Consider the following 24,978-nt stretch of genomic DNA (forward strand, 5'->3'; position numbering starts at 1 on the left):
GCATGCCCCGTCTGCTTGTCTTGCTGCTCACTCTGCTGCCGCTGGCGACCCTGGCCGAGCCCGCTCACCTGCGCGTGCAAGGTTCCAACACCATCGGCGCGGCCTTGCTGCCAGCGCTGGTGCAAGGGCAACTGCGCGCACAGCAAGCTACCGCCATCGAACAATACCCGGGCACGCTGGCCAATGAGACTGTCATCACCGCTCGCGATACGCGTGGCCAGCCTTTGCGCATCGACATCGCCGCACACGGTTCCAGCACCGGCTTCGTCGCCCTGGGCCATGGCGAGGCCGACCTGGCCGCCGCGTCGCGGCCGATCAACGACAACGAAGCAAGCCAACTGCAGGCTTTGGGCGACCTGCGCGCCGCTGCCGCCGAACAGGTCATCGGCCTGGATGGCGTCGCCGTCATCGTTCACCCCGACAACCCGCTGCCACAGCTCACCACAGGGCAACTGGCACAGATTTTTGCCGGGCAGATCCAGCGCTGGGAGCAATTGGGTGTTGCCGGTGGGGCCATCCACCTGTACGCCCGTGACGACCGCTCCGGTACCTTTGAGACCTTCAAGGCACTGGTGCTGGAGCCTCAGCACGGCGAGCTTTCGCCCAAGGCCCAACGCTTCGAGTCCAGCGACGAGCTGGCCGCGCGAGTGAGCACCGACCGCCAGGCCATCGGTTTCAGCAGCCTGGCGGCGGTGCATGGGGCCAAGGTGCTGGCGGTGGCCGAAGGTGACGCGCCGGCCATGCTGCCGGAGCGTGCACTGGTGGCCAGCGAGGATTACCCGCTATCGCGGCGCCTGTACTTCTACCTGCCGGCCAACCCCAAGCCCCAGGCCAAGGCCCTGGCCGATTTCGCTCAGAGCCCGGCGGGCCAGGCGATCGTCGCCCAGCAGGGTTTCGTTGCGCAGCAGATCGAGGCCCAACCTGTAGCCCCCCAGGCCGACATGCCGCCGCGCTATCGCACCCTCGCCCAGCAGGCGCAGCGGTTGAGCGTTAACTTCCGCTTCCAGGAAGGCAGCGCCAGCCTCGACAACAAGGCCCTGCGCGATGTGCAGCGGGTGGCCGACTACCTGCGCCAAGCGGGCAAGTTGCGGCGCAAGGCGGTGCTGGTGGGCTTTGGCGACCCCAAGGAGACACCCGGTCGCGCCGCCCTGCTCTCCCGCCTGCGGGCCCAGGCGGTGCGCCGTGAGCTGGCGCGCGATGGCGTGGAGGTGCTGGAGGTGACGGGGATGGGGGATGAACTGCCAGTGGCAGGGAACGAACTGGAGCAAGGGCGACTGCGTAATCGCCGGGTGGAGGTGTGGGTTTATTGAACGATAGGCCTGCTCTGGCCTGACCGGGTAGGAGTGCCCTGGCAAAGAAATGTAACAGCTCCCCATTCGGCATCACCGGCAAACGGGTCTAGGCTCAAGCCCATGTGATACCGGGCCCCTCTGACGGCTGCCAGGCCGCCATGTCGGATCACTGTTGCCATGCAACGTCGACATTGAAGGAGGGGCTCATGACAGCTCTACAGACATTCCTCACCACCCCGTTCCTCGGTACCAGCGCCTGGTTGTGGCTGGTGTTCATGGCCATCGTCATCGGTTTGCTGGTACTCGACCTGGGCGTGCTGCACCGCCACGACCGGGAAATCGAAATGCGCGAGAGCCTGCTGCTGTATTCGGGCTATTTCAGCGTCGGCGTGCTGTTCGGCGCCGGGGTCTGGTACCAGTTGGGCGCGCAGTCGGCGCTGGAGTTCTACACCGGCTTCCTGGTCGAGCAGTCGCTGTCGATGGACAACGTGTTCGTCATGGCGATGATCTTCAGCTATTTCGCCATCCCCCGCCGCTACCAGCACCGCGTGCTGTTCTGGGGCATCCTCGGGGTGGTGTTCCTGCGGGCGATCATGATCGGCGTGGGCGCGGCGCTGGTGCAGAACTTCGCCTGGGTACTGTATATCTTCGGTGCCTTCCTGCTGTTTACCGGGGTGAAGATGGCGCTGTCGAAGGAGGACAGCCGCCCCGACCTGGCCAACAACCCGATCCTGAAGTTCGTGCGCCGGCACATGCGGGTCACCGAGCAGATCCACGGCTCGCACTTCTTCGTGCAGCAGACCCCGCCCGGGCAGCACAAGGCGCTACGCCATGCCACCCCGCTGTTCATGGCGCTGGTGCTGATCGAACTGGCCGACCTGGTATTCGCCGTCGACAGCGTCCCGGCAATCTTCGCCATCACCCAGGACCCGTTCATCGTCTATACCTCGAACATCTTCGCCATCCTCGGCTTGCGCTCGCTGTATTTTGCGCTGGCGGCGCTGATGCACCGGTTCGTTTACCTCAAGTACGCGCTGGCGCTGGTGCTGATCTTCATTGGCTGCAAGATCTTCTACCACGGCATGGTGGGCAAGGTGCCAGCGTTGCTTTCGTTGGGGGTGACGTTCGGGTTGTTGCTGGGTGGGGTGGTGGTTTCGCTGGTCAAGACGCGAGGGGAGAAGCCGGAAATCAAGGGTGCTCAATCCAGACAGCCTTCAAATGCCGATCGCACAGTCAGCGAGAAGGAGGAAGACCCGCAGATGCGGGTCTGACCATCCAGAGTGAGCCTTCAAGGGCCTCTTCGCGGGCTTGCCCGCTCCCACAGGTATTGCGCACAGCTTGGAGGCGGCACAGTACCTGTGGGAGCGGGCAAGCCCGCGAAGAGGCCGGAACAAGCCGGTAAATTACCGCCCGCTACGCATCATCTCCGCCGGCACGTACTTGCCAATCTCATACTTGCCAATCGCCGCCCGGTGCACTTCATCCGGCCCGTCGGCCAGGCGCAAGGTGCGCTGCATGGCGTACATGTACGCCAGCGGGAAATCGCCACTTACCCCTGCCCCGCCATGAATCTGGATCGCCCGGTCGATCACCTTCAGTGCCACGTTCGGCGCCACTACCTTGATCTGCGCAATCTCGCTGCGGGCGACCTTGTTGCCGACCGTGTCCATCATGTACGCCGCTTTCAACGTCAGCAGCCGGGCCATGTCGATCTCCATGCGCGAGTCGGCGATCTTGTCGACGTTGCCGCCCAGACGCGCCAGTGGCCGGCCGAAGGCGGTACGCTCCACCGAGCGCTTGCACATCAGTTCCAGCGCGCGCTCGGCCATGCCGATCGAGCGCATGCAATGGTGAATGCGGCCGGGGCCAAGGCGCCCCTGGGCAATCTCGAAGCCACGGCCCTCACCCAGGATCACGTTCTCATACGGCACCCGCACGTTCTCGAAGAGCACCTCGGCGTGGCCATGGGGAGCATCGTCATAGCCGAACACCGGCAGCGGGCGGACGATCTTCACCCCAGGCGCATCGGTGGGCACCAGCACCATCGAGTGCTGCTGGTGGCGTGGCCCTTCAGGGTCGGACAGGCCCATGAAGATCATCACCTTGCAGCGCGGGTCGCAAGCGCCGGAGGTCCACCACTTGCGGCCGTTGATTACCCATTGGTCACCGTCACGCACTGCGGTGGCGGCCATGTTGGTGGCATCCGAGGAGGCCACGTCCGGTTCGGTCATGGCGAACGCCGATCGGATCTCGCCACGCAGCAGCGGCTCCAGCCACTGGCGCTTCTGCGCTTCGCTGCCATAGCGCACCAGCACTTCCATGTTGCCGGTGTCTGGCGCCGAACAGTTGAACGGCTCCGGGCCGAGCAACGAACGGCCCATGATTTCTGCCAGCGGGGCGTATTCCAGGTTGCTCAGGCCGGCACCGTATTCCGATTCGGGCAGGAACAGGTTCCACAGCCCTTCAGCGCGAGCCTTGGCCTTGAGTTCTTCCATGATCGCGGTGGGCTGCCAGCGGTCGCCCTCGGCGACCTGGCGCTCGAACACCGCCTCGGCGGGGTAGACATAGGCGTCCATGAACGCGCTGACGCGCTCACGCAGTGCCTGGACCTTGGGCGAATAGGCGAAATCCATCTGGGCTACCTTCACGGTTCGGAGTACATGGGCCAGAGCCTAGAGCAGCATGACCCCATCCACCTAGTCTATTTTCCGCGTGTATAAACATTCATAACCGATATATGATCGGCCAATAATTCCAACAAAGAGCGGCGCCCATGAACCTCAGCAAGGTCGACCTCAACCTGTTCATCGTGTTCGATGCGATCTACACCGAAGCCAACCTGACCCGCGCCGGGCAGATCGTCGGCATCACCCAGCCGGCAGTGTCCAACGCCCTTTCGCGGCTGCGCGAAACCTTCAACGACCCGCTGTTCGTGCGTACCGCGCAAGGCATGGTGCCCACGCCCATGGCGCAGAACATCATCGGCCCGGTGCGCAACGCCCTGGCACTGCTGCGCACCTCGGTGCAGGAAAGCCGCATCTTCAACCCGCAACAGGCCAACAAGACCTTCCGCATCAGCATGACCGACCTGACCGAAGCGGTGATCCTGCCGCCGCTGTTCCAGCGCTTGCGCCGCCTGGCGCCGGCGGTGCTGATCGAAAGCTTTTTGTGCAAGCGCCGCGAGACCACCAAGGAACTCGCCGCCGGCCGCCTGGACTTCGCCATCGACGCACCGTTGAACACCGACCCGCAGGTACGCCACGTCAAACTGATGCAAGACCGCTATGTCTGCGCCCTGCGCCAGGGCCACCCGCTGGCCGACAGCAAGCTGACCCTCGACAACTACCTGGGCATGACCCACATCCATATTTCCAGCCGACGCAACGGCCTGGGCTATGTCGACCTGGCCCTGGGCAAGATGGGCGTGCAGCGCAAGGTTGCCTTGCGCTCGCAGCATTACCTGATGGCCTCGCAGGTGTTGCAGCAGACCGACATGGCGATGACCGTCCCCGAGCGCTTCGCCCGTCGTCATCAGTTGCGTTACCAGCCACTGCCGGTGGAGGTGCCTGCGCTGGAAACGCACCTGTACTGGCATGAAAGCACCGATCAGGACCCGGCCAACCGCTGGATGCGCGAGCAGATCACCGAGTTGTGCGAACGTGTGGTTGCCGAGGAAGAGAGGGCCTTGGCACCAGCCTGAAGAGGCTGACGAGGGGCCTTTGCTGAGCCCCTCGCGATGCGGAGAAAAATTTTCCAGGAAAAGCTCAATAGAGAGAAATTTTTATTGCGCATCCTGAGAATAGAGCCGGCGGAAGCGAAAAATATCTCTCGAGCAGCGGGTACGCTTGCTCCAACGATCGCCGATTTCACGGCGACAGAAACGGACCCGCCCCAATGCCCAGCGCCCCGCTCTACTTCGATTACGCCGCCACCACTCCGGTCGACGACCGGGTCATCGAAACCATGCTCGCCTGCCTTGGCAGCCAGGCCAACTTCGGCAACCCGGCGTCCAGTGGCCATGCCTTCGGCCAGGCCGCCCGCCACGCCGTGGAGCAGGCCCGCCAGCAAGTGGCCGAACGCGTCGGCGCACAGGCCGATGCACTGGTCTGGACCTCAGGTGCGACCGAGTCCAACAACCTGGCGCTCAAGGGCATTGCCCAGGGCCTCGGTAAACCCGGGCACCTGATCACCAGCCAGCTGGAACACAAGGCCGTGCTCGACACGGTGGCCGAACTGGAGCGCCAGGGTTGGGCCGTTACCCGCCTGGCACCGGATGCCGTCGGCCTGATTCAGCCTGCGGCGGTGCAGGCAGCGTTGCGCGCCGACACCCGCCTGGTATCGCTGATGGCGGTGAACAATGAACTGGGCACGATCACCGACTTTGCCGCGATTGGCGAACAGGTACGTGCCCACGGTGCCCTGCTGCACGTGGATGCGGCGCAGGCGGTGGGCAAACTGGCCATCGACCTGAGCGCCATGGCCGTGGACCTGATGTCGTTCTCGGCGCACAAGGTGTATGGGCCCAAGGGCATCGGTGCGCTCTACGTCGGGCCACGCGCCCGCACGCTGATGCGTGCGCAGATGCACGGCGGCGGCCATGAGCAAGGCCTGCGCTCCGGCACCCTGGCGACCCACCAGATTGCCGGCATGGGCAGCGCCTTTGCCCTGGCCGGCCAGCCCGGCGACAGCGAACACTTGCGCCTCGAGCAACTGGCCAGGCGCCTGCGCGAAGGCCTGCTGGCCCTGCCCGGCGTCACCCTGAACGGCTGCGCCAACCAGCGCATTCCCCATACGCTGAACCTGTGTATCGACAGCAAGGGCTTCAACAGCGCGGCGCTGGCCAGCGAGCTGGCGTTGTCGACTACCTCGGCCTGCAACTCGGCGAGCAATGCGGCCTCGCATGTGCTGCTCGCGCTGGGGCTGGATGAACACCAGGCACGCAACAGCGTGCGCCTGAGCATCGGGCGTTTCAGCAACGAGGCTGAAGTGGACAAGGCCCTCGAAGTGTTTGGCCGGGTGCTGACAGCGGCATCAGCGGCACTTTGGTGAACCGGCCCTAGAACAGCCGGCTGTCCGGGGTGAAGTCCTCGACCTTGAGCCTGGCGCTGTTTGCCTGCGGATGGCGCGGGTTGAACAGGTAATTGGTGGTGCTGGGCATGATCGCGCTCGGCACCGGCAGCAGCAATGCCGAGCACTCATCCAGAAAGCGGTTGCCCAGGCCCCGGGTCAGTTCGGTCTGGCTCGACCAGCCAGGCTGCAAGGCGGGCAACTGCGCTTGCGAAACGGTGTCGGGCAACTCGATACGCAGCAGCCGCATGGTGGTGGGGAAATCCTCAGGGTCGATCTCCAGGTGCACCAGCACCTCCAGCATTGCCCCGGCTGGGCTGGTGGCGGCATACACCACTGGCCGGCCCGCCTGGTGCCAGCGGCCGCTGACACGCAAGCCGCCCGTTCCGCTCAAGTCTGCATAGGCGCTGATACGCCACAGAATCACAGGCCGAAGCCCTCGGCGATCTGCAGCAACATCTCTTCGACCTGGGTGGTGCCCTGCTGGGTGGTGAGCATCTGCATCGGCGTCAGCCCCGAGAAGCGCTCCTTGGGCTTGGACAGCCAGCGCTTGGCCTTGCCCGCCTCACCGAACACGGCTTCGGCCATGGCGGTGATATGGGCCGAGCGGAACAGCCGGTCGCTTTCTTCCACGGTCAGTGGCTGGTCACGTTCGATGCGGGTTTTCAGCGTGCGCAGGGGAATGATCTGGTCACGCTCCACAGGGGTGAACACGCCGAGTTCGGTCAGTTTCACCAGCCAGGTGGCAGCGAAGCCATGGGTGATGCGGGTGTGAATTTCGAAGTCACTGGCGAGTTCGGGGATTTCCAGCAGTGCATGCAGGCGCGCCCGGTACTCGTGGTAACCGTTGTCGCGAAGCACTTCGGCAAGCATGGCGCTCTCCTTTCCGGCGTTTGCCGACAAGTATGCGGCATATGCCGGACATATGCCAGTCCATGAGGCCTGTGAAAGCCTTGAAGGCGATGCCATCCTGTGGGAGCGGCCTTGCGTCGCGAAAGGGCCGCAGGGCGGCCCCGGGTATCTCACAGGAAGGTGAACACCTGCGAAGCCGGCAACCGCGACTTGTTCAAGCCAGCGTTGAAGTCCGCCTCGCTGCGATAGCCCAGGCTGAGAATGACCACACTGGTGAACCCACGCTCGCGCAAGCCCAGCTCGGCATCGAGAATCTTGCTGTCGAAGCCTTCGATCGGCGTGGCATCCAGCCCATGTGCCGCAGCCCCCAGCAAAGCAGTACCCAACGCCAGGTAGGTCTGCTTTTCCATCCAGTGCTGCACGTCCTTCTGGTCAAAGCGGTGCAGGTCGACGTAATGCCGGCGGCTCTGGTTCTGCCCGGCACGCGCCTGCTCATCGCGGAAGCGGCCATCGGCGCCTTCCTGGTGGAGCACGGCATCCAGGTGCGCTTCGGTCATCTCGGTTCGGGTGCAGAACACGATCACATGCGAGGCATCGAGGATCTTCGGCGAATTGTAGGCATAGCGCTCTGTGGTGCTCTTGGCCAGGCGAGCCTTGCCTTCGGCGCTGTCGGCAACGATGAAATGCCACGGCTGCGAGTTGACCGAGGAAGGGCTATGGCGCAGTTGCTCGAGCAGGGCATCGACAGTCGCCTGGGGAATGCGGCGCGAGGCATCGTAGGCTTTGGTGGTGTAGCGGCGCTTGGCCAGCGAGACGGTATCCATGCAACAACTCCGGGAATGAACAGAGGATTTGCCGGGCATCTTATCTTTCCTGCAGAAAAGAAAAACCGGCACAATGCAGCAACACTTTCATCCCTGGAGTGAAAATGCTGCGCATCGCCGACCTCGAACTGTTCGTCCGCAGCAGCGTGCTGGGCAGCTTTACCGCCGCCGCCCATGAGGCCGAACTGCTGCCGGGGCAGGTGGCCGCCGCGATCAAGCGCCTGGAGCGCGACCTGGATGTGCGCCTGTTCGCCCGCACTACCCGCAGCCTGCGCCTGACCGCCGAAGGCGAGTTGTACCTGCCGACTGCCCTGAATGTGCTGGAGAGCCTGCGCCAGGGGCGTGAAGACCTGCATGGCAACGCCAACACCCTGCGCGGTACTCTGCAGGTTTCGGCACCGTCCGACCTGGGCCGCAACATGTTGCTGCCGTGGCTGAGCGCCTTCCGCCGCGAGCACCCGGCCCTGCACCTTCGCTTCTTCCTGTCTGACCAGATTGCCGACCTCAACCGCGACCCGGTAGATGTGGCGATCCGCTACGGCCTCAACCAGGACGCCAACTACATTGCCCTGCCGCTGGCAGACTGGAACCGCCGGGTGCTGGTGGCGGCGCCCGATTACCTGGCCCGTCACGGCCGCCCCCTCACGCCCGACGCCCTGCAGCAGCATGCCTGCCTGCTGTATATGCAGCACAACCGGGTCTACGACAAGTGGCGGGTGGGCAACCGCACCGTGCAGGTGCGTGGGCCGCTGATCAGCGACGATGCCGACGTGATCCGCCGCCTGGCCTTGCAGGGCGAAGGCATCGTCTACAAGTCGTGGCTGGACGTAAGCGCCAACATCGCGGCCGGCGAACTGGAAATCATCCTACCCGAGCACTTTGGTGAACCCGCCCCGGTCACCCTGGTGTGCCCGCACCGAAAGCAGCTCACGCCCGCAGTGGCGCAACTGCATCTGTGGCTGCGCGAACGCTTCGAGGCCTTGCGTAACCGGGCGCTGGCCAACGGCTGCACAATCGTTCCAGACTGAGCCTGGCCGTTGCGCTAAGGTAGCGATTTCTGCCACGGCACGCCCCCATGAGCAACTGGATCGACCTCAAGCAAGACGCCGACACCGGCATCGAGTCGGTCCGCGCGCATTTCGTCGGGCATGCCTACGACCCGCACTGGCACGACAGCTTCCTGGTTGGCGTTACCGAGCAGGGCGTGCAGCAATTCGATTGCCGGCGAGTACGCCATCGCAGCACGCCGGGGCACGTGTTCCTGCTGGAGCCCGGTGAAATCCATGACGGCCATGCGCCCACCGAGGACGGCTTCACCTATTCGACGCTGTACCTGGAACCCACCTGGGTGGACAGCCAACTGCGGGCACTGTTCGAACACGCGCCAGGCGACAGCCTGCCCAGCTTCGCCGATACCTTGTGCCACGATGAGCGCCTGGCGCGTGCCACTGCCCTCGCCTTCCAGGCCGTGCATACCCAGGACTTGCGCATTGTCCGGCAGACGGCCATGGACGACCTGCTGGCCTGCCTGACCCGCCACCTGCACTGGCGCCGACGCCTGAACCCGGACCCGCGCCTGCCGCTGACCGCGCAGCGCGCACGGGATTACCTGCACGCCAACCTGGAGCGCGACATCGGCCTGGAAGACCTGGCCCAGGCCTGTGGCATCGACCGCTTCCGCCTGACCCGCGCGTTCAAGGCCGCATTCGGCCTGGCGCCGCATGCCTATCTGATCCAGCTGCGCCTGGCCCGGGCGCGGCGCCTGCTCGCCCGAGGCCAGACACCAACCGAAGTGGCCATGGCCCTGGGCTTTGCCGACCAGAGCCACCTGGGGCGCTGGTTCCGCCGTGCCTACCAGCTGACCCCGGCCGACTACCGCAGGCGCTGCTCAAACCTTCCAGACTGAAAGGCGGCAGGCAGCGAGCATGGTGCTTCGTTTATCCGGAGCCCTTGATCATGTCGCAGTCGTTGTTGCCCTTCATCCTGTTTGCCCTGGTGTCCAGCATCAGCCCGGGGCCGACCAACCTGTTGATTCTCGCCCATGGCGCCCGCGTTGGCCTGCGCGCGAGCCTGGCGCCGATCGTGGCGGCCTGCGGTGCAGCAGCAGCGATCGTGCTGATGGTGGGCCTGGGGCTGGGTGAACTGCTGCTGCGCCACCCGCTGACCCAGCAGTTGATGAGCTGGGCCGGGGTTTTGTGGTTGAGCTGGCTGGCGTGGAAGATGCTGCGCAGTGCTGCCGCCCCGCTGCAGGCGGCCACGGCGCAAGGCTTCAGTGCACTCAGTGCGGCCTCGTTGCAGGTGGTGAACCCCAAGGTGTGGTTGATGGCCGTGGCGGTGGCCGGGGTGTTTGCCGCGCCGTCGTTGCCGGTATGGCAACTGGCGCTGGTGTTCTTGCTGATTGCCCTGCCATGCATGGCGGCTTGGGCGCTGCTGGGGGTGGGCAGCGCGCGATGGTTGCAGGCACCGCGGCGGTTGCGGGTGTTCAACCAGGTGTTGGCGGGGGTGTTGTTGATTTCTGCGTGGGCTGCCGTACTGGCTTGAGCCCGCTATTGCCAGTACCGGCCTCTTCGCGGGCACGCCCGCTCCCACAGGTACAGCATCGCGCCTGAAGTTGATGCAGTACCTGTGGGAGCGGGCGTGCCCGCGAAAAAAACAGCACGGTCATTCAGGAATGCCCTGCCCCCCCCAGCGCCTCGCGGAACCGCCGGGTGCTGGCCACAGCCAGCAGCAACCCGGCCACCGCCACGCTACCGCCCACCAGGCCGATATCCGCCACATCCAGCTGGCTGCTGACGATACTGCCCAGCAACGCACCACCGCCAATACCGATGTTGTAGATACCCGAGAACAGCGCCATGGCCACATCGGTGGCATCGGACGCCAGTTTCAGGGTCTTGGACTGCAGCGACAGGCTGAAGCTGAGGATCGCCACACCCCAGAACATGCTCAACGCGGCAAACATGTAGAAGTTGCCCGACAGCGGCAACAGCAGCAACAGGCACGCCGCCAGCAGGCCGATCGACCCTACCAGGAAGCCATGCGGGAAGCGGTCGCTGTAACGGCTGAACAGCAATGAGCCGAACACCCCGGCACCGCCGAACAGCAGCAGCAACAGCGTGGTGCGCTCACCGCCTATCTGCGCCACGTGCAGGGCGAACGGTTCGATGTAGCTGTAGGCAGTGAACTGCGCGGTAATCACCAGCGTCACCAGCACATAGGTGATCACCAGCGCCGGGCGCTTGAACAGGATCGGCAGGCTGCGCAGCGAGCCCGAGTTCTGGCTGGGCAGCAGCGGCAGCGACTTCATCAGGCACAGCATGGTCGCCAGCGCCACCCCGGCAATGCTCAGGAAGGTGATGCGCCAGCCCAGCGCCTCGCCCACCACGCGGCCCAGCGGAATGCCCAGGACCATGGCCAGGGTGGTGCCAGTGGCCAAAAGGCCCAGCGCCTTGGCCTGCTGCCCTGGCGGCGCCACGCGCACCGCCAGGGAAGCCGTGATAGCCCAGAACACCGCATGCGCCAGGGCAATACCGATGCGGCTGACCAGCAACATGGCAAAGCTCTGTGACAGCCACGACAGCAGGTGGCTGACGATGAACACCAGGAACACGAACAGCAACAGGCGCCGCCGCTCGATGTTGCGGGTCAGCAGCATCATCGGCAGCGAGGCCAGCGCCACCACCCAGGCGTAGATGGTCAGCATCAGGCCGACCTGCGCGGTGCTCATGTCAAAGCTGCGGCCAATGTCGCTGAGCAGCGCCACCGGGACGAACTCGGTGGTGTTGAAGATGAAGGCCGCCAGGGCCAGGGCAATGACGCTCAGCCAGCTGCCGCTACCCGCCGTGGGTGGCATGTTGGTGGGTGTGGGTCCGTTCATGGGTGCAAACCGCTTCTCCGCAGGCAAAGCAACAGGACGCACGCCAGCCACCCGCTTGCCGGGGTGTGGACGCACGCTTTGTTATTGGAAGGAATGCCCGGCATGGTACGCGTCAAGCCGGGGCTCACAACCGCGAGGCGGGCAGAAGGAGTAACATGCGCGCTTTGTGCGAACGCGTATGCAACAAGGAGCCCGATCCGCTCATGGACCAGCAGCACTCCCAGCAGCAACAGTGGCAGCAGGCGGTCACCGCCTATGCCCAGGCCGTCAACGACTATGTCGCGCAGGGCCGCGCGCAAGGCTGGGATGACCTCGAAGAGCCCCTGCCGCAAGCCACCGATCATTTGCTCGATGCCTGGCTGCAAGCCCTGCAAGCAGCCAACCGGCCTGGCGTAGAAGCCTTCGAGCAGCAAGCCTTCCGCGAAGCCTGGCCACCCGCCCACCACCCATTGCTGCCGCTGATCAAGGAGCACGGGCAAGGCATCGGCAACGTCCTGCTGCTGGAGGATGGCAGCCTGCTGGCACGTATCGGCATGCCGCATGACAAAGGCCAGGTGGTGCGCATCGACCCTCTCGGGGTGACCCCGGTGATCGGCGTCGATCACTTCGGCCGCTGCCCGGCCCGCCGCTATTTCGCCCTGGCCAATGCCGAGGGCATACGCGTGACCGATGGCTGGGGCGGCCCGCAGGTGCTGCGCCTGGCCTGGCCCACGGGGTTGGAGGGGTTGCCGCCGGGTTACCCGTTCGAGCCATTCGACCTGCCGCCCACGCCGACCGCGCTGATCCCCTTCCCGGATGGCCAGCGGGTGCTGCTGGTGAGTGCCGAGGGTATCTTCCTGCTGACGCGCCACGGCGCGACCCGCCTGCTGCCGCACCAGGCGCGGGTGCTCGACGAGCTGGACGAAGGCACCGACCCCGACGACATCAGCCTCGGGCTGAGCATGGAGCACGGTGCGGTGTCGGCGGATGGCCGGTTGATCGTGGTCGGCGAGCAAGGCAGCCGTCACCTGGTGCTGGACGACCAGCTCAGGCCCGTGGCAGCAATCGGCCCGGCCAGCGAGTATCCGCACTTTGCGCTGTTCAACCGCGCGGGTGACCAGTTGGTGGTCAACGCCTGCCATTTCTACAGCGGTGCCACGCTGGCTGTCAGGGTGGCCGACTTGCCGGGGCTGGATACCGACTACTACAGCCAGGACCCGCGTACCCCGCTGGTACAGGATGGCGCACGGGTGTATGCCGGCGTGGCGCGCGACGGGGAGTACATCGTGGGGGATGCCTATGGTTACCTGCGGGCATTTGGCGAAGACGGCATGGAGCATTGGCAGCATTACCTGGGGTCGACCATCAGTGCGCTGGATATCAGTGCGGACGGGCGTACGCTGGTAGCGGCGAGCCATGCCGGGTTCGTTTCGGTGATTGTCCTAGACAACGGGCGGCCGGCCTGGCAGATCGGTACCGGGGCGCATGGCGAGGTACGGCGGTGGTTGTTCTGGAAAGGCTGGGACAGGGCATTGGCCTGGTAACAGATCCAGCATCTTCATTGCCTGTACTGGCCTATTCGCGGGCTCGCCCGCTCCCACAGGTAAATCACAGCTTACGAAGTCTGTGCAGTACCTGTGGGAGCGGGCGAGCCCGCGAAGAGGCCGGGGCAGGCAACCAATCAGCCCTGCAAAGTAGCCATATCGATCACGAACCGGTACTTCACGTCCCCGGCAATCATCCGCTCATACGCCTGGTTGATATTGCGGATATCCAGCAACTCGATATCACAACGAATCGCGTGCTCGGCACAGAAATCCAGCACTTCCTGGGTCTCGGCAATACCACCGATCAACGACCCCGCCAGCACCCGGCGTTTCATCACCAGATTGGCCGCATGCACCGCCGGGTCGATCGGCTCGATCAGGCCGACCAGGATGTGCACGCCATCGAATTTCAGGGTTTCCAGGTACGGGTTGAGGTCGTGCTGCACCGGGATGGTGTCGAGCAGGAAGTCGAAACGGCCCGCCGCGGCGTGCATCTGCTCGGCATCGGTGGACACGATCACATGGTCGGCACCCTGGCGACGGGCTTCCTCGGCCTTGGCCTGGGAACGGGTGAACAGGGTCACTTCCGCGCCCAGAGCCTTGGCCAGCTTGATGGCCATGTGGCCCAGGCCGCCCATGCCGAGGATGCCGATCTTGTGACCGGGGCCGACACCGTGGTGCTTGAGCGGCGAATAGGTGGTGATGCCAGCGCAGAGGATTGGCGCGGCGCTGGGCAGGTCCATGCCGGCCGGGATGCGCACCACGAAGTGCTCGCTGACCACGATGCTGCTGGAGTAACCGCCCATGGTGTTGCTACCGTCGACCCGGTCCGGGGTGGCGTAGGTCATGGTCGGGCCTTCCAGGCAGTATTGCTCCAGGTCCTTGGCACAGGCTTCGCAGTGGCGGCACGAGTCGACCATGCAGCCAACGCCGACCAGGTCGCCGACCTTGTGCGCGGTCACTTTGTCGCCCACCGCGGTGACGCGGCCGATGATCTCGTGGCCCGGCATCAGCGGGTACACGGCAATGCCCCATTCGTTGCGCGCCTGGTGAATGTCGGAGTGGCACACGCCGCAGTACAGGATATCGATGGCGACGTCGTCAGGGCGCGGGCTGCGACGCTCGAAGGTCATGGGAGCCAGAGGGCTGGTGGGGGTCTGGGCGGCGTAACCGATGGCGGTGTACATGCAGGGCCTCGCTATGAAGTGAAACGATTCAGGCGGCGCATTCTGCGCGCCATGCGCCGCCTCGCCCACGGCTGATTCTCCGGCATCGATGCCTGATTCTCCGAAGATGCCATGCAGCACCTGGCGCCGAGCGTTCATTCTGCGATGATCAGACTGTCTGATCCTCTGCCCTGGTCCATCATGCAACTGACCCGCCACGTCGACGCCAATGCGCCGCTTTGCACACTGATCCGCAGCCTCGCCACGCGCCCGGGCTTCGTGCCCACGCACCTGCCCCAGGTGCAGGTGCTGAGCTGGGACCACTATGTGGCCAGCAGCCCGCAGATCTACGAACCCAGCCTGATGATCCTGGCCCAGGGCAGCAAGCTGGCGCGCCTGGGGCCGCGTACCCTGGAGTACGGCGCCGGGCATTACCTGGTGCAGGCACTGTCGGTGCCGTTCATGTGCGAAACCTTCGCCACCCCCGAAGCTCCATTGCTGGGCGTGGCAGTGGACATCGACCGCGGCGTGCTGGGTGAACTGGTGCAAAGCATGGCCCTGGCGCCGGATGCCGCGGTGCAGGCGCAAACCCCGCAGTCGATGACCTCCGCGGCACTCGATGCACCGATGCGCGAATGCGTGGAACGGCTGCTGCGCTGCCTGCAGGACCCAGTGGACGCCAAGGTGCTGGGGCCGGCGCGGGTACGCGAGGTGCTGTACACCGCCTTGCGCGGCCCACAGGCGGGCGTGTTGCGGGCGCTGGTGGAGCAACAAGGGCACTTCGCCCGCATCGGCGCCGCCCTTGCCCACCTGCGCGAACACTACACCGAGCCGCTGAGCGTGGAAGCGCTGGCCGCGCGCGCCAACATGAGCGTTTCGACCTTCCACGAGCACTTCAAGCGCTGCACCGACATGGCACCAATGCAGTACCTCAAGCGCCTGCGGCTACTAAAGGCGCAGCAGATGCTGATCGGCGAAGGCCTGGGGGTGGCGCAGACCGCGCACCGGGTGGGGTACCAGAGCACCTCGCAGTTCAGCCGCGAGTACAAGCGCCAGTTCGACCGCAGCCCGGGGATGAATTGCCGTACCAGAGCCTGCCAGTGTAATCGCCTGCCCTGGCCCCATCGCCGGCAAGCCGGCTCCCACAGGGACAGCAAAGCTCTTGAGGTCAATGCGGTCGAGATAGCTGCAACTGTCCTGCATGGCCTGTCAGGGCCTCATCGCCGGCAAGCCGGCTCCCACAGGGACAGCAAAGCTCTTGAGGTCAATGCGGTCGAGATAGCTGCAACTGTCTTGCATGGCCTGCCCTGGCCTCATCGCCGGCAAGCCGGCTCCCACAGGGACTGCAAAGCTCTTGAGGTCAATGCGGTCGAGATAGCTGCAACTGTCCTGCATGGCCTGTCAGGGCCCCATCGCCAGCAAGCCGGCTCCCACAGGGACAGCAAAGCTCTTGAGGTCAATGCGGTCGAGATAGCTGCAACTGTCTTGCATGGCCTGTCAGGGCCCCATCGCCGGCAAGCCGGCTCCCACAGGGATAGCAAAGCCCTTGAGGTCAATGCGGTCGAGATAGCTGCAACTGTCTTGCATGGCCTGTCAGGGCCTCATCGCCGGCAAGCCGGCTCTCACAGGGACTGCACATGGCTTGAAACCGATGCGGTCGATGTGGGAGCCGGCTTGCCGGCGATGGGCTGCAGAGCAGCCCCGGCAGCGCATCTGCACACTGCACGCACGCTGGGCGAGCAGATGTTCGCAAGCTGCGAGGCCATGGCCTGAATCAGCTTGAAAGCGGCCATTGCGCCAATGGCCAGTAAGCGCCCTTGCGCGACTCGTACAGTGTGAAATGGCGGGCGGCGAGGTAGAAATCCGGCGCGCTGCTGGCTTCTGGCGGCTGGCCGCGGTAATCCCTGGCCAGCGTCAGGTGCGGGCGATACTCGCGGTCGGCCGCTTCCACCCCCAACGGCAGCAGCGCCTGCTGCAAGCTGTACACCAGTTGCAACAGGGCCGGTGGGGTCTGTTGCGCCTCCAGCACCAGGGCGCTGGCCCGCTGCCACACCTGCAGGCGGTCCAGCAACAGCCGTGGTGCCGTGGCCGGTAGCGCCAGCTGGTCGACCGCCGCGCAAATCGCAGGCACATGGGCGGTATCCACATCGCCGAGAAACAGCAGCGTCACATGGAAGTTGGCGGCCGGCACTGGCTTGCCGCTGCGCAGGCCCAGGCCACGTCGCCACTGGGCCAGGGCGCGGCGCTGGGCATCGCTCACCGGCAACGCGAAGAACAGGCGCTTGAATGGTTTTTCGATTCGTCCGCTGACCGGTGTCATCGTGCCGCTCCTCGAGATGGCAAAGCACGTACTGATGCGTTGGGAAACCCGCAGGTCTGTCAGTTTCGCGGGCAGGCACCCAAACCATACGCTGAGGCCTCAATTCAATCACATAGATACGGCCATGAAACAGCACCAGCAAACACGGAATACCCAGCCTGCCATGCAAGCAACACTGAAGTGGAGCCAGCGTGTATACACGTTCGAAGCTAATGAGGTAGATACAAATATCAGTTCTGGCAACTGCTCGTTCTTTGCCCCTCACTACAAGGATAATTCAGAGAACGTTCATAGCTTCATAATGATGAATATCCCGGAAAGCCGCCTGGTAACAGGCGAATCCCACAAGATCGGTCCAGGCGAGAAAGCCGAGATCAACGCCTATTTCGGCTCGAGTTCGATTGGCCGCTCAGGCTGGGCGACCGAAGGGGAAATCCGAATTGTCCAGATGGATCAGACTACCAAGGCGCTAGTGGCAACGTTCCACTTCACCATCGTAGACACCATGGGCCAGGTCGATATCGTGGATGGCTCGCTGTCCTTGTCGCTGGCCGACCATGCTACGCGCTACATCCCCGGCAGCGGCCAGGTCACCGCCAACCTCGACCCCGCCATTTTCCCCTCGCTGGGCAACCTTGACGCTCAAACCATCACATTCAAGGAACTTCAGGACGGGCGCATCCAACTCTCCGCCAGACAGCAAGTGGACAACGTTTCCCAGGGCATCCTGATGCTGTTCAATGAACAACATGCACGCTTGCTCTTCTTGATTGGCGGTTTGGGCTTTCCCATGAACGGGGGCCGCCTGCAGCATGAGTGGAACGTGGAGAACAGGACCCTGACCGCCACATTCACTGATTATGTCATCAGCTACGATGGCAAGGACCATCGCATCACCGATGGCAGCATCGAGGTTATTCTGGACTGATGCATCGCCATGCAGACCTTGGTACAGCGGTGACGCTTGTACCAAGGTCTGCCATCGTTGGGTAACATTCTCCTACAAAGCATCGGCTCGATTGTTTATGCTGGCGGGCTTAGCCATCACGCATGGCCATTACTTGACGTATCCGCCCATGAAAATCGCCTTAGTCCTCATCTTCGTCCTCTCGATCGCCTATGTTCACCTGCGCGGTCGCGTTCGCCACAAGCTGACCCGTCAGTTGGGCGACCACTCCAGCTTCCTGGCCCCGGTCAACAGCTTCCTGTACCTGTTTTCCAGGCACCCGGCCAAGCCTTACCTGCCGGTAGAGGCCTTTCCGGAACTGCAGACGCTGCAGGACCACTGGCAGGAGATCCGCGAGGAAGCCCAACAGCTGCTGCATGTGGGCGAAATCAAGAAGTCCGACAATTACGATGATGTCGGTTTCAACTCATTCTTCAAGACCGGCTGGAAGCGCTTCTACCTGAAGTGGTACGGCGAAAGCCACCCGTCGGCGATGACCCTGTGCCCACGCACCACCGAGTTGCTCAAAGGCATCGGCACGGTCAAGGCCGCCATGTTCGCCACCCTGCCGCCGGGCGCCAAGCTGGTGCGCCACCGTGACCCGTATGCCGGTTCGTACCGCTACCACCTGGGCCTGGACACGCCGAACGACGACGGTTGCTACATCGACGTGGACGGTGAGAAGTATTCCTGGCGCGATGGCGAGGGCGTGGTCTTCGACGAGACCTACATCCACTACGCGGCCAATACCACCGAGCACAACCGCATCATCCTGTTCTGCGACGTTGAACGCCCGCTCAAGTACCGCTGGGCGACCGCGTTCAACCGCTGGTTCAGCCGCAACGTCATGGCCGCTGCCGCCGCACCCAACGATGCCGGCGACAAGACCGGTGGCATCAACCGGCTGTTCACCCGCATCTACAAGATCCGCGAACGTGGCAAGGCGATGAAGAAGCGCAACCGCACGCGTTACTACCTGGAGAAGTGGGCATTCGTCGCGGCGTTGGTGCTGGTGTTCATCTACATCTGATCGGTGTGGTTGCGCGCAGCCAAAAGGCCTGCGCGCAACCAACCAAAGTACAAGCCTCACACTTTCCACTCTTCGACTAGCCTGAAAGCTCCACTCGCAACCTCCCCAAGGTGAAGACGATGAGCATGATGGACTGGGACGCCTACCGTAAGCAGTTGATGGCCGGCATCGGCGATCTCAAGCAGCTTTCCCTGACACCGTGGCCGGCTACATGACCGCCAGCGGTGCAGGGGCCAAGACCAACCACCTGGACGCCAAGACCCGCGAGCTGATCTCCCTCGCCGTGGCCGTGACCACACGCTGCGATGGCTGCATCGCGGTGCATTCGCAGCAGGCCGTCAAGCACGGCGCCAGCCGCGAGGAAATCGCCGAGGCCCTTGGCGTGGCCGTGGCGATGAACGCCGGTGCCGCGCTGGTCTACTCGGCACGTGCCATGGATGCGGTGGGCAAGGCCAACGGCTGAGCGAAAATGGCGTCGCCGCCCTTGCGCGACGGCGCCGCGCCACCCAGACTGGGCGGCCCAGCCCTTGCAGGAACCCGCATGATCCACATCCGCCCCATGACACCGGAAGACTTCGAACACTTCTGGCCCACCTTCCAGGCCGTCGTACAGGCCCGTGAAACCTACGCATTCGACCCGGCCCTCAGCTTCGATCAGGCCCGCCAGCTGTGGCTGGAACTGCCCGTGCGCACATTCGTGGCCGAGGAAGACGGCGAGCTGCTGGGTTCGTATTACCTCAAGGCCAATGCCGCCGGGCCTGGTGGGCACGTGGGCAATTGCGGCTACATGGTCTGTGAAGCGGCACGCGGCCGCGGCGTCGCGCGCTTGATGTGCGAGCACTCACAGAAACAGGCGCGCCAGGAAGGTTTTCTGGCCCTGCAGTTCAACTCGGTGGTGGCCACCAATGAGGTGGCAGTGGCGCTGTGGCACAAGCTGGGCTTCGAAACCGTTGGCCGTCTGCCCAAGGCCTACCGCCATGCCCGCCTGGGGCTGGTGGACTGCCTGGTGATGTACAAGTGGCTGGCGGACGAGCCGGTAGTGGAAAAGCCGCCGCTGCTGATCGGGCGCAAGAACATCGAGGCGCGGGTGTCGCGGCGGCGCGGGCGCTGACTTCTTCAGGCCGCCCTGCTCGACGAAGGTCTATGGTAAAGTCGCGCCCTTTTGAACATGCTGGGATATCGCTGCACATGACCCCCGTCCTCCGCTTCCTCAACCGCACCAGCCTGGTGACGCAGATCGTCATCGGCCTGATCGCCGGCATCGCCCTGGCCCTGCTCGCGCCCGCCATCGCCCGCGACATGGCCTTCCTCGGGAAGGTGTTCGTCAGCGCCCTCAAGGCGGTGGCACCCGTGCTGGTGTTCATCCTGGTCATGGCCTCGATCGCCAACCACCGCCACGGCCAGGAAACCCACATCCGCCCGATCCTCTGGCTGTACCTGCTGGGTACCTTCGGCGCCGCGGTAGTCGCGGTGGTCGCCAGCATGCTGTTCCCGTCGAACCTGGTGCTGAGCACCGGCGACGCTACGCTGAGCGCGCCGGGCGGCATCACCGAGGTGCTGCAGAACCTGCTGCTGAGCGCGGTCGACAACCCGATCAACGCCCTGCTCAACGCCAACTTCATCGGTGTGCTGACCTGGGCCATCGGCCTGGGCGTGGCCCTGCGCCATGCCGGCGAAACCACCCGCACCGTGGTCGAGGACCTGTCCAATGGCGTGACCCTGATCGTGCGCGTGGTCATCCGCTTCGCCCCGCTGGGCATCTTCGGCCTGGTCAGCGCCACGCTGGCCCAGTCTGGCCTGAACGCCCTGCTCGGCTACCTGCACCTGCTGGCGGTGCTGCTCGGCTGCATGCTGTTCGTGGCGCTGGTGATGAACCCGCTGATCGTGTATTGGAAAATCCGCCGCAACCCCTACCCGCTGACCCTGCTGTGCCTGCGCGAAAGCGGTATCACCGCGTTCTTCACCCGTAGCTCGGCGGCCAACATCCCGGTCAACCTGGCCCTGTCGGAGCGCCTTGGCCTGCATGAAGACACCTACTCGGTGTCGATCCCGCTGGGTGCGACCATCAACATGGCCGGTGCCGCCATCACCATTACCGTGCTGACCCTGGCGGCGGTGCATACCCTGGGTATTCCGGTAGACCTGCCGACCGCCGTGCTGCTCAGCGTGGTGGCGGCGGTCCAGCCTGCGGCGCCTCGGGTGTGGCCGGTGGCTCGCTGCTGCTGATTCCGCTGGCGTGCAGCCTGTTTGGCATCCCTAGCGAAATTGCCATGCAGGTAGTGGCGGTTGGCTTCATCATCGGCGTGCTGCAGGACTCGGCCGAGACGGCGCTGAATTCTTCGACCGATGTGCTGTTTACCGCGGCGGCGTGCCAGGCTGAAGAGCGTAAAGGCTGAGTTTGCCGGGGCCGCTTTGCGGCCCTTTCGCAGGCAAGCCAGCTCCCACAGGGATAGTGCCGGCCTTACGGCTTGTGCTGTACCTGTGGGAGCTGGCTTGCCGGCGATGATCCCAGTGATTGCTTAAGCCTGGCGCTTTACCTAGGCTAGTGGCCTTTCCCCAGCAATGAGACAGGGCCATGTCAGAACACGAAACCGCAGGCGAAGGCCGCTTCAACAGCATCGAGATCCGTATTCTCGGCTCGCTGATCGAGAAGCAGGCCACCAGCCCGGAAAGCTACCCGCTGACCCTCAACGCCCTGGTCCTGGCCTGCAACCAGAAGACCAGTCGCGAGCCGGTGATGAACCTCACCCAAGGCCAAGTCGGCCAGGCCCTGCGCGCCCTCGAAGGGCAAGACATGACCCGCCTGCAGATGGGCAGCCGCGCCGACCGCTGGGAACAACGGGTGGACAAGGCGCTGGAGCTGGTGCCGGCGCAACTGGTGCTGATGGGCCTGATGTTCCTGCGCGGGCCGCAAACCCTCAACGAACTGCTGACCCGCAGCAACCGCCTGCACGACTTTGACGACACCGAGCAGATCCAGCACCAGCTGGAGCGCCTGATCTCGCGCGGCCTGGCCTTGCACCTGCCACGCCAGGCCGGCCAGCGCGAAGACCGTTACACCCATGCCTTGGGCGACCCGGCGGAAATCGAGGCGATCCTTGCTGCACGGCAGCAGGAAGGCGGGGCACGCAGCAGCGGTGGCAATGTGTCGGAAGAGCGCATCGAAGCCCTCGAAGCGCGCATCGCGGCGCTGGAGGCACGCCTGGCCGAACTGGAAGGCTGAGCCGTCACGGCTCGGGGTCGGGGAAGTTGCGGCAGCTCTTGCGCTCGGCCAGCTCCCGGTCACTGGGGCGCTGGTCGACGAACACGGTGCGGCCGTCGGCGTAGATTTCCAGGTAGCCCCAGTGCAGGTCCTGCTCTTGCTGCCCGGGCTTTGGGGGGACTAGCCACCAGGGTTCGCGGCTGATCAGGGTCATGGGTGTGATTCCTGAGGGTGTCTGCAGTAATCATAGACATCCTCGGTTATTGCTTTGCTTGTACCGGCCCTTTCGCGGCTAAAGCCGCTCCTACAGGGATCTGCACAGTTTGCAAAATCTGCGCAGTACCTGTGGGAGCGGCTTTAGCCGCGAAGAGGCCGGTACGGGCTTACGCCGGTGCCGAAGTGCGGATCAGGTGGTCAAAGGCCGCCAGCGATGCCTTGGCCCCCTCACCCACCGCAATCACGATCTGCTTGTACGGCACAGTCGTCACGTCACCCGCCGCAAACACTCCCGGGATGCTGGTCTGGCCCTTGGCATCGACGATGATCTCGCCACGCGGCGACAGCTCGACGGTGCCTTTCAGCCAGTCGGTGTTCGGCAGCAGGCCGATCTGCACGAAGATGCCTTCCAGCGCCACTTCATGCTGCTGGTCGGTGGTGCGGTCCTTGTAGCGCAGGCCGGTCACCTTTTCGCCATTGCCCAGCACTTCGGTGGTCAGCGCACTGGTGATCACCTTCACGTTCGGCAGGCTGTGCAACTTGCGCTGCAGTACCGCATCGGCACGCAGCTGGCTGTCGAACTCGATCAACGTTACCTGGGCGACGATACCCGCCAGGTCGATGGCCGCTTCCACACCCGAGTTGCCACCACCGATCACCGCCACGCGCTTGCCCTTGAACAGCGGGCCGTCACAGTGCGGGCAGTAGGCCACGCCACGGGCGCGGTATTCCTGCTCGCCCGGCACGTTCATTTCGCGCCAGCGGGCACCGGTGGCCAGGATCACGGTCTTGGCCTTGAGCGAGGCGCCGCCAGCCAGGCGTACTTCGTGCAGGCCGCCATCGGTGGCCGGGATCAGCGCTTCACCGCGCTGCAGGTTCATGATGTCCACGTCGTACTGCTTGACGTGTTCTTCCAGCGCCGTGGCCAGCTTCGGCCCTTCGGTTTCCTGTACCGAGATGAAGTTCTCGATGGTCAGGGTATCGAGCACCTGGCCGCCGAAACGCTCGGCCGCAATACCGGTACGGATACCTTTACGCGCGGCATAGATGGCTGCCGAAGCGCCAGCTGGGCCACCACCGACCACCAGCACGTCGAAGGCGTCCTTGGCGTTGATCTTCTCGGCCTGGCGGCCGGCTGCGTTGGTGTCGATCTTGCCGAGGATTTCTTCCAGGCCCATGCGGCCCTGGCCGAACACTTCGCCGTTCAGGTAGATGCTCGGCACCGCCATGATCTTGCGCGATTCCACTTCCGCCTGGAACAACGCGCCGTCGATGGCCACGTGGCGCACGTTGGGGTTGAGCACCGCCATCAGGTTCAGCGCCTGGACCACGTCCGGGCAGTTCTGGCACGACAGCGAGAAGTAGGTTTCGAAGGTAAACTCGCCTTCCAGCGCCTGAATCTGCTCGATCACTTCGGCACTGGCCTTGGACGGGTGGCCACCGACTTGCAGCAGTGCCAGCACCAGCGAGGTGAATTCGTGGCCCATGGGGATACCGGCGAAGCGCAGGCTTATGTCGGCTCCCGGGCGGTTCAGCGAGAACGATGGACGACGGGCATCGCTGCCGTCCGCGCTGAAGGTAATAAGGTTCGACAGGCTGGCAATTTCCACCAGCAGGTCGTGCAATTCGCGGGATTTCGCGCCGTCGTCGAGGGAGGCAACGATCTCGATCGGCTGGGTGACCCGCTCCAGGTAGGTTTTCAGTTGCGATTTAAGCGTGGCGTCCAACATACGGGCGATTCCTTTTTCAAAACTCGGATACAAAAACGCCCAGGCGAGGTCGCCCGGGCGCTTTTACGGGGCGGTAGGTACTTCAGCTTTGGCGGCTGGCTACCGCCCGCGACATGCGCATCGGCTTAGATCTTGCCGACCAGGTCCAGCGACGGCGCCAGGGTGGCTTCGCCTTCTTTCCACTTGGCCGGGCAAACTTCGCCTGGGTGAGCGGCAACGTACTGGGCAGCCTTAACCTTGCGCAGCAGTTCGGCAGCATCGCGGCCTACACCACCGTCGTTCAGTTCGACGATCTTGATCTGGCCTTCCGGGTTGATCACGAAGGTACCGCGATCGGCCAGGCCGGCTTCTTCGATCAGCACGTCGAAGTTGCGCGAGATGACGTGGGTCGGGTCACCGATCAGCGGGTACTGGATCTTGCCGATGGTGTCCGAAGTGTCGTGCCAGGCTTTGTGGGTGAAGTGGGTGTCGGTGGACACGCCGTAGATTTCCACGCCCAGCTTCTGGAACTCGGCGTAGTTGTCAGCAAGGTCACCCAGTTCAGTCGGGCAGACGAAGGTGAAGTCGGCCGGGTAGAAGAACACGACAGACCACTTGCCTTTCAGGTCGGCTTCGCTGACCTGGACGAACTCGCCCTTGTGGTAGGCGGTGGCGTTGAACGGTTTGACCTGGCTGTTGATGATTGGCATGAGAGACGCTCCTTCATGGGGTTGGAATCAGTTGATGGAGAGAATCCTAACCGCTGGTCCCGACAAAGGCTCATTGGCAAAGCTCATGCTTGTGATTGGTTTTGGCTATAACCGAGGATAATTAATAGAAGGGAATGGGCTGAGCAAAGGATTGCGGGGCATTCAAGGCCCCATCGCCGACAAGCCAGCTCCCACAGGTACTGCGCAGGTCTCTGCACTTGTGCAGTCCCTGTGGGAGCTG

The 24,978-nt window shown here is 64.1% G+C and carries 22 protein-coding genes and 3 pseudogenes; 15 read left to right on the forward strand and 10 right to left on the reverse strand.

From position 1 onward, the window contains the following. The first annotated feature begins 2 nt into the window (after positions 1-2). Both ABX298_RS26440 and ABX298_RS26445 read left to right on the forward strand, forming a co-directional pair. Entirely contained in the window at positions 3-1,310 is a 1,308-nt protein-coding gene (locus ABX298_RS26440) for a substrate-binding domain-containing protein (RefSeq protein WP_274079876.1), read from the forward strand. Between the two features lie 188 nt (positions 1,311-1,498). Beyond that, entirely contained in the window at positions 1,499-2,563 is a 1,065-nt protein-coding gene (locus ABX298_RS26445; protein WP_286100119.1) for a TerC family protein, read from the forward strand. Positions 2,564-2,695: 132 nt separating this feature from the next. Here ABX298_RS26445 and ABX298_RS26450 read toward each other — a convergent pair whose 3' ends face one another. After that, positions 2,696-3,925 (reverse strand): acyl-CoA dehydrogenase, encoded by a 1,230-nt coding sequence (locus ABX298_RS26450; protein WP_013973159.1) that lies wholly within the window; start codon positions 3,923-3,925, stop codon positions 2,696-2,698. Positions 3,926-4,065: 140 nt separating this feature from the next. On the opposite strand from ABX298_RS26450, the gene ABX298_RS26455 reads away from it, so the two are divergent. Further along, positions 4,066-4,992, forward strand: a complete 927-nt coding sequence (locus ABX298_RS26455) for a LysR family transcriptional regulator (protein ID WP_025339647.1) — start codon at positions 4,066-4,068, stop codon at positions 4,990-4,992. 194 nt (positions 4,993-5,186) lie between these two features. After that, the gene (locus tag ABX298_RS26460; protein ID WP_367393899.1) at positions 5,187-6,341 is read left to right on the forward strand and encodes a cysteine desulfurase family protein; all 1,155 of its coding nucleotides are present in this window, start codon (positions 5,187-5,189) and stop codon (positions 6,339-6,341) included. A gap of 7 nt (positions 6,342-6,348) precedes the next feature. On the opposite strand, the gene ABX298_RS26465 is transcribed toward ABX298_RS26460, so the two are convergent. The 3 genes from ABX298_RS26465 to nfsB form a co-directional block, all read right to left on the reverse strand. Continuing rightward, complete coding sequence (locus ABX298_RS26465) at positions 6,349-6,786, reverse strand: RES family NAD+ phosphorylase (protein ID WP_025339649.1); 438 nt, start codon at positions 6,784-6,786, stop codon at positions 6,349-6,351. Then, positions 6,783-7,232, reverse strand: a complete 450-nt coding sequence (locus tag ABX298_RS26470; protein ID WP_013973163.1) for an antitoxin Xre/MbcA/ParS toxin-binding domain-containing protein — start codon at positions 7,230-7,232, stop codon at positions 6,783-6,785. The genes ABX298_RS26465 and ABX298_RS26470 overlap by 4 nt, the downstream gene beginning before the upstream one ends. A 149-nt stretch (positions 7,233-7,381) precedes the next feature. Beyond that, positions 7,382-8,035, reverse strand: a complete 654-nt coding sequence (gene nfsB / locus ABX298_RS26475; RefSeq protein ID WP_367393900.1) for an oxygen-insensitive NAD(P)H nitroreductase — start codon at positions 8,033-8,035, stop codon at positions 7,382-7,384. A gap of 104 nt (positions 8,036-8,139) precedes the next feature. On the opposite strand from nfsB, the gene ABX298_RS26480 reads away from it, so the two are divergent. From ABX298_RS26480 to ABX298_RS26490, 3 genes are read left to right on the forward strand one after another with little or no spacing between them, the layout of a single operon-like run. Then, positions 8,140-9,063 carry a LysR family transcriptional regulator gene (locus tag ABX298_RS26480; protein WP_054572087.1) on the forward strand — a complete coding sequence of 308 codons (924 nt, stop codon included), beginning with the start codon at positions 8,140-8,142 and terminating at the stop codon, positions 9,061-9,063. Positions 9,064-9,110: 47 nt separating this feature from the next. After that, entirely contained in the window at positions 9,111-9,941 is an 831-nt protein-coding gene (locus ABX298_RS26485) for an AraC family transcriptional regulator (RefSeq protein WP_025339652.1), read from the forward strand. A 50-nt stretch (positions 9,942-9,991) separates the two neighbouring features. Continuing rightward, on the forward strand, positions 9,992-10,576 hold the full coding sequence (locus ABX298_RS26490) for a LysE family translocator (RefSeq protein ID WP_367393901.1): 585 nt from the start codon (positions 9,992-9,994) through the stop codon (positions 10,574-10,576). A gap of 124 nt (positions 10,577-10,700) precedes the next feature. Here the strand turns inward: ABX298_RS26490 and ABX298_RS26495 are convergent, their stop codons facing one another. Then, positions 10,701-11,912, reverse strand: coding sequence for a sugar transporter (locus tag ABX298_RS26495; RefSeq protein ID WP_084785217.1), 1,212 nt, complete (start codon positions 11,910-11,912; stop codon positions 10,701-10,703). A gap of 203 nt (positions 11,913-12,115) precedes the next feature. Here ABX298_RS26495 and ABX298_RS26500 point away from each other — a divergent pair, with 203 nt between their 5' ends. Next, a complete protein-coding gene (locus ABX298_RS26500) occupies positions 12,116-13,435 on the forward strand; it encodes a hypothetical protein (protein WP_075047005.1) in 1,320 nt (439 codons plus the stop codon). A 137-nt stretch (positions 13,436-13,572) separates the two neighbouring features. Here the strand turns inward: ABX298_RS26500 and calA are convergent, their stop codons facing one another. Beyond that, a complete protein-coding gene (gene calA, locus ABX298_RS26505; protein WP_085615128.1) occupies positions 13,573-14,625 on the reverse strand; it encodes a vanillin reductase in 1,053 nt (350 codons plus the stop codon). A gap of 180 nt (positions 14,626-14,805) precedes the next feature. On the opposite strand from calA, the pseudogene ABX298_RS26510 reads away from it, so the two are divergent. Further along, positions 14,806-15,678: pseudogene (locus tag ABX298_RS26510) on the forward strand (AraC family transcriptional regulator N-terminal domain-containing protein); the annotation flags it as partial. Positions 15,679-16,378: 700 nt separating this feature from the next. Here the strand turns inward: ABX298_RS26510 and thpR are convergent. Then, positions 16,379-16,924, reverse strand: coding sequence for an RNA 2',3'-cyclic phosphodiesterase (thpR, locus tag ABX298_RS26515; protein ID WP_075045607.1), 546 nt, complete (start codon positions 16,922-16,924; stop codon positions 16,379-16,381). Positions 16,925-17,048: 124 nt separating this feature from the next. Here thpR and ABX298_RS26520 point away from each other — a divergent pair, with 124 nt between their 5' ends. The 6 genes and pseudogenes from ABX298_RS26520 (at position 17,049) to ABX298_RS26545 (ending at position 22,123) form a co-directional block, all read left to right on the forward strand. Beyond that, a complete protein-coding gene (locus ABX298_RS26520; RefSeq protein ID WP_367393902.1) occupies positions 17,049-17,852 on the forward strand; it encodes a hypothetical protein in 804 nt (267 codons plus the stop codon). Positions 17,853-18,000: 148 nt separating this feature from the next. Beyond that, complete coding sequence (gene lpxO, locus ABX298_RS26525; RefSeq protein ID WP_013973173.1) at positions 18,001-18,900, forward strand: lipid A hydroxylase LpxO; 900 nt, start codon at positions 18,001-18,003, stop codon at positions 18,898-18,900. 119 nt (positions 18,901-19,019) lie between these two features. Further along, positions 19,020-19,363: pseudogene (locus ABX298_RS26530) on the forward strand (carboxymuconolactone decarboxylase family protein). A 78-nt stretch (positions 19,364-19,441) separates the two neighbouring features. Next, the gene (locus ABX298_RS26535; protein ID WP_084785218.1) at positions 19,442-20,011 is read left to right on the forward strand and encodes a GNAT family N-acetyltransferase; all 570 of its coding nucleotides are present in this window, start codon (positions 19,442-19,444) and stop codon (positions 20,009-20,011) included. 77 nt (positions 20,012-20,088) lie between these two features. Beyond that, positions 20,089-21,296: pseudogene (gene sstT / locus ABX298_RS26540) on the forward strand (serine/threonine transporter SstT). 179 nt (positions 21,297-21,475) lie between these two features. Further along, positions 21,476-22,123 (forward strand): YceH family protein, encoded by a 648-nt coding sequence (locus ABX298_RS26545; RefSeq protein ID WP_025339663.1) that lies wholly within the window; start codon positions 21,476-21,478, stop codon positions 22,121-22,123. Positions 22,124-22,127: 4 nt separating this feature from the next. Here the strand turns inward: ABX298_RS26545 and ABX298_RS26550 are convergent, their stop codons facing one another. The 3 genes from ABX298_RS26550 to ahpC all read right to left on the reverse strand — a co-directional run bounded on the left by ABX298_RS26550 (position 22,128) and on the right by ahpC (position 24,737). Next, entirely contained in the window at positions 22,128-22,316 is a 189-nt protein-coding gene (locus ABX298_RS26550; protein ID WP_013973178.1) for a hypothetical protein, read from the reverse strand. 169 nt (positions 22,317-22,485) lie between these two features. Continuing rightward, positions 22,486-24,048 carry an alkyl hydroperoxide reductase subunit F gene (gene ahpF / locus ABX298_RS26555; protein ID WP_367393903.1) on the reverse strand — a complete coding sequence of 521 codons (1,563 nt, stop codon included), beginning with the start codon at positions 24,046-24,048 and terminating at the stop codon, positions 22,486-22,488. A gap of 125 nt (positions 24,049-24,173) precedes the next feature. Beyond that, the gene (gene ahpC, locus ABX298_RS26560) at positions 24,174-24,737 is read right to left on the reverse strand and encodes an alkyl hydroperoxide reductase subunit C (RefSeq protein ID WP_004375926.1); all 564 of its coding nucleotides are present in this window, start codon (positions 24,735-24,737) and stop codon (positions 24,174-24,176) included. Positions 24,738-24,978: the final 241 nt, after the last annotated feature.

This window comes from Pseudomonas sp. X4 (genome assembly GCF_040784925.1).
Classification (GTDB): domain Bacteria; phylum Pseudomonadota; class Gammaproteobacteria; order Pseudomonadales; family Pseudomonadaceae; genus Aquipseudomonas; species Aquipseudomonas putida_Z.

Excerpts from the sequence above, each read along its gene's own strand:
- ABX298_RS26440 (WP_274079876.1), top strand. The coding sequence starts at position 3 with ATGCCCCGTCTGCTTGTCTTGCTGCTCACTCTGCTGCCGCTGGCGACC.
- ABX298_RS26445 (WP_286100119.1), top strand. The coding sequence starts at position 1,499 with ATGACAGCTCTACAGACATTCCTCACCACCCCGTTCCTCGGTACCAGC.
- ABX298_RS26450 (WP_013973159.1), bottom strand. The coding sequence starts at position 3,925 with ATGGATTTCGCCTATTCGCCCAAGGTCCAGGCACTGCGTGAGCGCGTC.
- ABX298_RS26455 (WP_025339647.1), top strand. The coding sequence starts at position 4,066 with ATGAACCTCAGCAAGGTCGACCTCAACCTGTTCATCGTGTTCGATGCG.
- ABX298_RS26460 (WP_367393899.1), top strand. The coding sequence starts at position 5,187 with ATGCCCAGCGCCCCGCTCTACTTCGATTACGCCGCCACCACTCCGGTC.
- ABX298_RS26470 (WP_013973163.1), bottom strand. The coding sequence starts at position 7,232 with ATGCTTGCCGAAGTGCTTCGCGACAACGGTTACCACGAGTACCGGGCG.
- nfsB (WP_367393900.1), bottom strand. The coding sequence starts at position 8,035 with ATGGATACCGTCTCGCTGGCCAAGCGCCGCTACACCACCAAAGCCTAC.
- ABX298_RS26480 (WP_054572087.1), top strand. The coding sequence starts at position 8,140 with ATGCTGCGCATCGCCGACCTCGAACTGTTCGTCCGCAGCAGCGTGCTG.
- ABX298_RS26485 (WP_025339652.1), top strand. The coding sequence starts at position 9,111 with ATGAGCAACTGGATCGACCTCAAGCAAGACGCCGACACCGGCATCGAG.
- ABX298_RS26490 (WP_367393901.1), top strand. The coding sequence starts at position 9,992 with ATGTCGCAGTCGTTGTTGCCCTTCATCCTGTTTGCCCTGGTGTCCAGC.
- ABX298_RS26495 (WP_084785217.1), bottom strand. The coding sequence starts at position 11,912 with ATGAACGGACCCACACCCACCAACATGCCACCCACGGCGGGTAGCGGC.
- ABX298_RS26500 (WP_075047005.1), top strand. The coding sequence starts at position 12,116 with ATGGACCAGCAGCACTCCCAGCAGCAACAGTGGCAGCAGGCGGTCACC.
- calA (WP_085615128.1), bottom strand. The coding sequence starts at position 14,625 with ATGTACACCGCCATCGGTTACGCCGCCCAGACCCCCACCAGCCCTCTG.
- thpR (WP_075045607.1), bottom strand. The coding sequence starts at position 16,924 with ATGACACCGGTCAGCGGACGAATCGAAAAACCATTCAAGCGCCTGTTC.
- ABX298_RS26520 (WP_367393902.1), top strand. The coding sequence starts at position 17,049 with ATGAAACAGCACCAGCAAACACGGAATACCCAGCCTGCCATGCAAGCA.
- lpxO (WP_013973173.1), top strand. The coding sequence starts at position 18,001 with ATGAAAATCGCCTTAGTCCTCATCTTCGTCCTCTCGATCGCCTATGTT.
- ABX298_RS26535 (WP_084785218.1), top strand. The coding sequence starts at position 19,442 with ATGATCCACATCCGCCCCATGACACCGGAAGACTTCGAACACTTCTGG.
- ABX298_RS26545 (WP_025339663.1), top strand. The coding sequence starts at position 21,476 with ATGTCAGAACACGAAACCGCAGGCGAAGGCCGCTTCAACAGCATCGAG.
- ABX298_RS26550 (WP_013973178.1), bottom strand. The coding sequence starts at position 22,316 with ATGACCCTGATCAGCCGCGAACCCTGGTGGCTAGTCCCCCCAAAGCCC.
- ahpF (WP_367393903.1), bottom strand. The coding sequence starts at position 24,048 with ATGTTGGACGCCACGCTTAAATCGCAACTGAAAACCTACCTGGAGCGG.
- ahpC (WP_004375926.1), bottom strand. The coding sequence starts at position 24,737 with ATGCCAATCATCAACAGCCAGGTCAAACCGTTCAACGCCACCGCCTAC.